At 53.8% G+C, this 5,972-nt stretch carries 6 protein-coding genes; all 6 read right to left on the bottom strand.

What is annotated here, in order from left to right:
• Nucleotides 1–205 precede the first annotated feature (205 nt).
• On the bottom strand, nt 206–1,228 hold the full coding sequence (locus GXX34_03905) for a hypothetical protein (GenBank protein ID HHW06671.1): 1,023 nt from the start codon (nt 1,226–1,228) through the stop codon (nt 206–208).
• The gene (locus GXX34_03910) at nt 1,209–2,105 is read right to left on the bottom strand and encodes an ABC transporter ATP-binding protein (GenBank protein HHW06672.1); all 897 of its coding nucleotides are present in this window, start codon (nt 2,103–2,105) and stop codon (nt 1,209–1,211) included. The genes GXX34_03905 and GXX34_03910 overlap by 20 nt, the downstream gene beginning before the upstream one ends.
• A gap of 7 nt (nt 2,106–2,112) precedes the next feature.
• The gene (locus GXX34_03915) at nt 2,113–2,493 is read right to left on the bottom strand and encodes a GntR family transcriptional regulator (GenBank protein HHW06673.1); all 381 of its coding nucleotides are present in this window, start codon (nt 2,491–2,493) and stop codon (nt 2,113–2,115) included.
• Between the two features lie 191 nt (nt 2,494–2,684).
• Entirely contained in the window at nt 2,685–4,076 is a 1,392-nt protein-coding gene (locus GXX34_03920) for an MFS transporter (protein HHW06674.1), read from the bottom strand.
• Nucleotides 4,077–4,413: 337 nt separating this feature from the next.
• Complete coding sequence (locus GXX34_03925) at nt 4,414–4,776, bottom strand: hypothetical protein (GenBank protein ID HHW06675.1); 363 nt, start codon at nt 4,774–4,776, stop codon at nt 4,414–4,416.
• Between the two features lie 159 nt (nt 4,777–4,935).
• The coding region (locus GXX34_03930) for a phospho-sugar mutase (protein ID HHW06676.1) at nt 4,936–5,972 on the bottom strand (1,037 nt) is incomplete at its 5' end.

Consider the following 5,972-nt stretch of genomic DNA (forward strand, 5'->3'; position numbering starts at 1 on the left):
GTTTGCCGCCGACTTCCTTCAGATTCCGCCTCACGACGGACACCCTTGTCTTAAGCTACGGCTACTGCTACCTTCGCCGTTCGGGACTTTCACCCTATAGACAGCGCCCATGCCGGGCGCACAAGAAGCCCCAAAAGGACGGTCCTTTTGGGGCTCACCAGGGGCCTTGCGGCACCCACCTTTTGGTTGTTTGCTGCGGCCCACCTTATCTCTGGTAATGTAATACTACCTTTTTGGCCAGCCAGTAACCAAGAGCAGTTCCTGCTGCCAGGACCAAAAAACCGGTATCATAGCCAAGGCCGAAAACCAGGGTGGCCAGCAGCCCGAAACAAACGGCAAAGCCCCAGATCAGCACCGGCTCGAGAAAGGGGAACATCAACAGCTGCCCGTTTCTCTCCAAGGGATTACGGCCATAGGCCCACTCTGCCAGCCGGTATAACCCGGCTATTACCACCAGCATACCCAGTATCCTGAACCAGAAATTGGTGTAGATAAACTGGTAAGTAGTCCAATCAGGCGGCAAGTACTCTGCCCGGGCGTTAAGCACCAGGTTCCATACAGTGTACCGGCTCAGGTCCCGCAACCTGTCCAGGGTTTCCAAACCCAGCAGTTCCCTGAACACAACAGGAACGGTGGTGAGCAAATACCAGGGAATCATGGTGCAGATCATGCCGATTATACCCGCCGCCACATGCTGGCCCATCAACGCTTGCACCAGGAACAGGAAACTGTAAAAACAGGCCAGGAACATCCAATGAAGAAGGGTCCACTGGGGTATCAACCAGTAAGAATCAATAATCCAATCCCGCTGAAGCCAATAAAACAACGAAAGCAAGAGATAAATCAGCAAAAAGGGAACGGCGATTGTCAGCATGCCGGTGGCCCACTTGGTAAAAACCAGCTGGCGGCGAGTAAAAGGCAGGCTGGCCAGCAAGTCACCGGTGGGTTCCCGGCGCAGGTCGTGGAATTGGATGATAACCAGCAGCAATACCTGAAACAACAGAAACAACAGGCTGCGAGTATCACTCCAAACCAGGAGATCACCAAACCATTGGCCCACGCCGGCGGCAGCCGGTTCACCGGTTTGAACCAGGTACTTCAGGTGATTAAGGTGAGAGATCATCTCCGTCAGCGGGTTGTAGATCAGGGAACCGGACAACAGGGTCCCGATCCAAATGCACAGCTGCCATTCTCTATAGAACACAGCTTTAGACCAGTACTTCGTCATGGCGTAATCCCTCCCCGGCGGCATAAATAAACATATCCTCCAGGCTCAAATCCACTTCCTCCAGCAGCACCAACCCGCAGCGGCGCAGTTTCTCCACCAGAGCCTGGGAATACTCTCCGGTCACCAGGTAATGCACCCGTCCCACTTGTTCCAAAGACAGTACTTCCGACCAATCCCGCAAATCCTGGGGCGGTTCTGCCCGGAAAACCACCTGCAGCTTTTTCATGCTTCTTTTCATTCCTTCCAGGGAATTAACATACTTGATCTCCCCCTGGCTGATCATGGCCACCTGGTCACAAATCCGTTCCAAATCGCTTAAATGATGGGAGGAAATAAAAACCGTGACCCGGCGCTCTTCTATTTCCCGGAGCAGCAGGCCGGTGACCTGTCTTTTGGCCAAGGGATCCAAGCCGGAGGTGGGCTCATCCAGAACCAGCACCTCAGGATAAATGCTGAGGCTTAAGCCCAAAGCTAATCTCATCTTCATCCCTTTGGACAGGTCTTTCACCCTTTTGTTTAAATCCAGTTGGAACAGCCGGTTTAAACCGTGGAATCTTTCCCCGGAAAACCGCGGGTAAGACAATTGGTAAAAGCGCAGCACTTCTTTAATCTTCATCCCGTGAAAATACTGGTTCTGATCCGCCACATAGCCGATTTTAGCTTTTACCGCCGGGTTGTCGAAGACCTCTTGGTCACCGACGCGGACTTGACCCTGTTCAGGCCGGTAGATGCCGGTGATGCACTTGATCAAGGTGGTTTTCCCGGCGCCGTTTTCTCCCACCAAGCCGAAGACTGTGCCCTGGGGCACCTTTAAAGATACTCTTTTGAGTACTTCCCGGCCGCCCAAAATTTTCGTGACTTCATTGATCTCGATCATGAATTCATCACCTCTCTTCTAACTCCCGGTAGATTTCATCAAGCAGGGTCACAATTTCCCCCCGGGCCAGGCCCAGGTAATGACCCTCGATAACCACCTTTTTCAATAATTCCTTCAACCCCTGCAACTTTTCCTCATCCCTCTTCGGTTGATAGTTTTGGGAAATAAAGGTCCCCCTGCCCTGCACCGTTTCGATGGCTCTTTCCCGCTCCAACTCTTGATAAGCCTTGCTCACCGTATTGGGATTAACCATGAGCAACGTTGACATCTCCCGCACGGAAGGAAGTTTATCCCCCGGCTGCAGAATCCCCTTCACAATGTTTTCCTTGATCCCGTCTACAATCTGTTCGTAAAGCGGCTTGCTGCTGCGCGGATCGATTTGGAGCACCCCTGCACCTCCCATCTGATGTGTATGAAATGTATTAAGTGTACTGTTTACACTAGTACACTTAATATACAATATATCTCCATCCTTGTCAATAGGTCCCGCCAGGTTTTCCTGTCCAACCGGTCAAGGCGTCTCAAGACCATTCCCATAAAAAAAAAAGAGCCGCCGTCTCGCAGGCAGCTCCTTTATCCTTATTCTTTTTGCACCGCGCGCACGTTGCCCCGGGCCAGGGAGGCAAAGACGCCGATCAAGCACAGCACCCCAAAGACGACAAAGGACACCTTAGTGCACTGCACCAGCGCTTCTTGGGAAGCGTATTCCAGTTCCACATGGCCGATAAACAGGGTCATCATTAAAGTGACAATGGCCATACTCACCGACTGCCCCACCAACCGCATGGTGCCCAGCGTGGAAGACGCCAACCCGTACACTTCCCGCTTGACCGAGCTCATCACTGCATTGGTATTAGGGGAAGAGAACAGGCCGAAGCCGGCGCCCATCAAGAGTAAGTTGGCCATCACCAGGGGAATGGAGGTGTTGGGCCCTAGAAACCAAAACACAAACAGGCTGACGGTGGTAATGGCCATGCCCAGAGAAGCAACCTTACCGGGCTCCACCCGGTCCGAGATGGACCCGGCAACAGGCGACAGCGCCGCCATCACCACCGGCTGGGCCAAAAGGATCAGCCCCGCCACCTGGGAATCATAGCCCCGCACCGACTGCAAATACAGGGACAGCAAGAAAGTGGCGGCAAAAGTAGCACTGTAGTTAATAAAAGCCGCCAAGTTGGAAAAGGTAAAAGCAATATTGCTCTTAAACAGCTTTAAATTCATCAACGGGTAAGGAGCTTTGGTTTCATAATAGATAAATACCGCTAAGACCAGGATACCGGCCACCAACACGTAGGGCCCCCAGCCGGCACTGGTAAAGGATGATAAACCGTACATAAAGCCGATTAACCCCAGCATGTAAAGGACGGCTCCCGTACCGTCGTATTTCTCCTGCCCTGCCCCGATCCATTCCCCCGGCAGTTTAAACAGGATGACAAAAAAAGCAATTAAGGCCAGCAAGGCACAGAAAAAGAAAATGGAGTGCCAGCCAAAGCGGTGATTCAGAAACCCGCCCCATACCGGGCCCAGGGACAGGCCCAGGTAAACGGAGGCGCTGTTGATGCCTAACGCCTTGCCCCGCTCTTGGGGCGGGAAGACCGAAGTCAGGATTGCCATGTTGGTGCCAAAAATCATGGCACTACCTGCCCCTTGGAGCACCCGGAACAGGAGAAAGGTTTGAATGTTACGGGCCAGCCCCGACAGGAAAGAAAAAAGGGCAAACAAAAAAATACCGCTGATAAAAACCTTTTTCCGCCCGATCATGTCCGCCAGCCGCCCCATGGGTACTAGGAAAGCAGCCGAAGCCAATAAATAACTGCTGACGACCCAGCTCAACAGGACCGCACTGGTCTGGAATTCCTCGCCAATTGCAGGGATGGCCAGGTTAATGGAACTGCCCATAAAGGGAGTCAAAAAGGCCGCCATGGTAGCCGATACTAAAGCATATTTCCTTAAAGAAGCTTGCTGATCCATAACTCCCCTCCCCACCGTTCTGCTAAAGATCACTTATGATTCCCATTGTAGATCTACTTGTGTACAACTGCAAGCCAAATTCCAAGGGGGGCAGTCCCAAACAAAAGGAAAGCGAACCGGTCAACGACCAATTCGCTTTCCTGGTTTATCCCTTTTGCCGGTCATAATTTCGCGGTGCCAGCCCGGCCTTACCCGGGTTCTGCATTACTTTTTTCCGGTGGGCTGCCAGCCTCTTGGCCACCGGGTCTTTATCTACGTTAAAATTCTTATCGGGACACATCAGCCAACCGCCTCCTTGGATTTAGTCTGCCACAATAGGCGGGAGCTATACCGGGCTCTACACTAGCAAATCCAGGATCCGTTCCACGTTCCGCTGCCGGGCTTGCCGTCCCAGTTCCATGGCATAACGGGACGGGAAACGGTGCAGTTCCCAACCGGTCCGGTCATCCTTGACAAAAGCCACCACGTCCACAAAGACACTGTCAGGCGCCGGTTCCCCGTAGGCATCGATGCTAAAATCATGCTTTAAATTGCGCCTCTGGGCGGCCTCTTCCTGCGCCTTCTTGGCGTATTGCACCATTTTATGCTGGTGGCGGGCATGCTCTTGCCGGAGGACCTGCCTCATTCCCTCCATTTTCGCTTCTTGGGCCCGGATTTCCGGATGCAGTTTCGCTAACCGGACGTTTTCCACGACTTTCACCTACTCAGTCAAACTCTCCCACCGGCAATCCCCGAGTCATGGAATTGTCTATATTTTATGACATCCTTGGGCCCGTGTAAAGAGGAACATGGAAACCCCGGTGACAAAAACAACCGGGCCCAGGGGAGATACTCCTTCCCATGAGCCCCTTTTAGCAGGCTACAAGTCCTTTACCCCGGCCAGCTGCAGAAACTCCTCTTTCACTGCCGCCAGCCTGGTTTGTGCTGCTTGCCGGGTTTCACCCGGGACACAGAAATAAAACCTGATTTTCGGCTCTGTGCCGGAAGGCCTGGCCGTGGCATACCCGCCCCCTTGGAAACTGAAACGCAGCAGGTTGGCCTGGGGTAGGCTCAGGGGATACTCTTGCCCCTCTTGCACCCGCAGGCCCTTCCCGGACAAGTAGTCCTCCCGGGAGGCCAGGGGCAGGCCGCCAATGGTCAACTTATCCAAAGCCCGCAAATTAGCCATAAGACGATGGATTTTTTCCCGGCCTGCCAGACCGGGAAAAGACATGGCCACTTGTTCATCCAAATAGTACCCGTAGGTACGGTAAATGTCCTCCAGCACGTCCAAGAGGCTCTTGCCCTCTATCTCCCGGTAATACAGGGCCGCTTCCGCCACCAGGGCTGCCGCCTGCACGGCGTCTTTATCCCTGGCATAAGTACCGGCTAAATAACCGTGGCTCTCCTCAAAACCGAAGAGATAGGTGCCGGTTCCCTGCTCCTCCATTAATTTGATCTGTTCCCCGATGTATTTAAAGCCCACCAGCACATCCTGCATTCTGACGCCAAACCCGGCTGCCACCTGGGCTGCCAGGTCCGTGGAAACGATGCTTTTCATGACAACCCCGTCCGGGGGCAGGATTCCCTGCTTTTGTCGCTGGGACAGGAGATAATGCAGCAAAAGAACCCCGATTTGATTCCCCGTGAGTTTCCGGTAGCAGCCATCCTCATCCCGCACCATCACCCCCAGGCGATCGGCGTCGGGATCAGACGCCAGGATTAAACTCGCTCCCTGTTCCCGGGCATACCGGAGGGCCAGGTCAAAGGCCGCCTCTTCCTCCGGGTTGGGCACGCTCACCGTGGAGAATTCCGTATCCGGTACGGCTTGCTCCTCCACCAGGATCAGGGAAGTAAAGCCCACCTCCCGCAATAGCTGCGGCACCAGCCGTCCCCCGGTGCCGTGTAAAGGTGTAA

This window comes from Clostridia bacterium (genome assembly GCA_012840125.1).
Lineage (GTDB): Bacteria > Bacillota > DULZ01 > DULZ01 > DULZ01 > DULZ01.

What these genes read in the sequence shown, in the direction of transcription:
- GXX34_03905 (HHW06671.1), bottom strand. Translation starts at nt 1,228, where the DNA reads ATGACGAAGTACTGGTCTAAAGCTGTGTTCTATAGAGAATGGCAGCTG.
- GXX34_03910 (HHW06672.1), bottom strand. Translation starts at nt 2,105, where the DNA reads ATGATCGAGATCAATGAAGTCACGAAAATTTTGGGCGGCCGGGAAGTA.
- GXX34_03920 (HHW06674.1), bottom strand. Translation starts at nt 4,076, where the DNA reads ATGGATCAGCAAGCTTCTTTAAGGAAATATGCTTTAGTATCGGCTACC.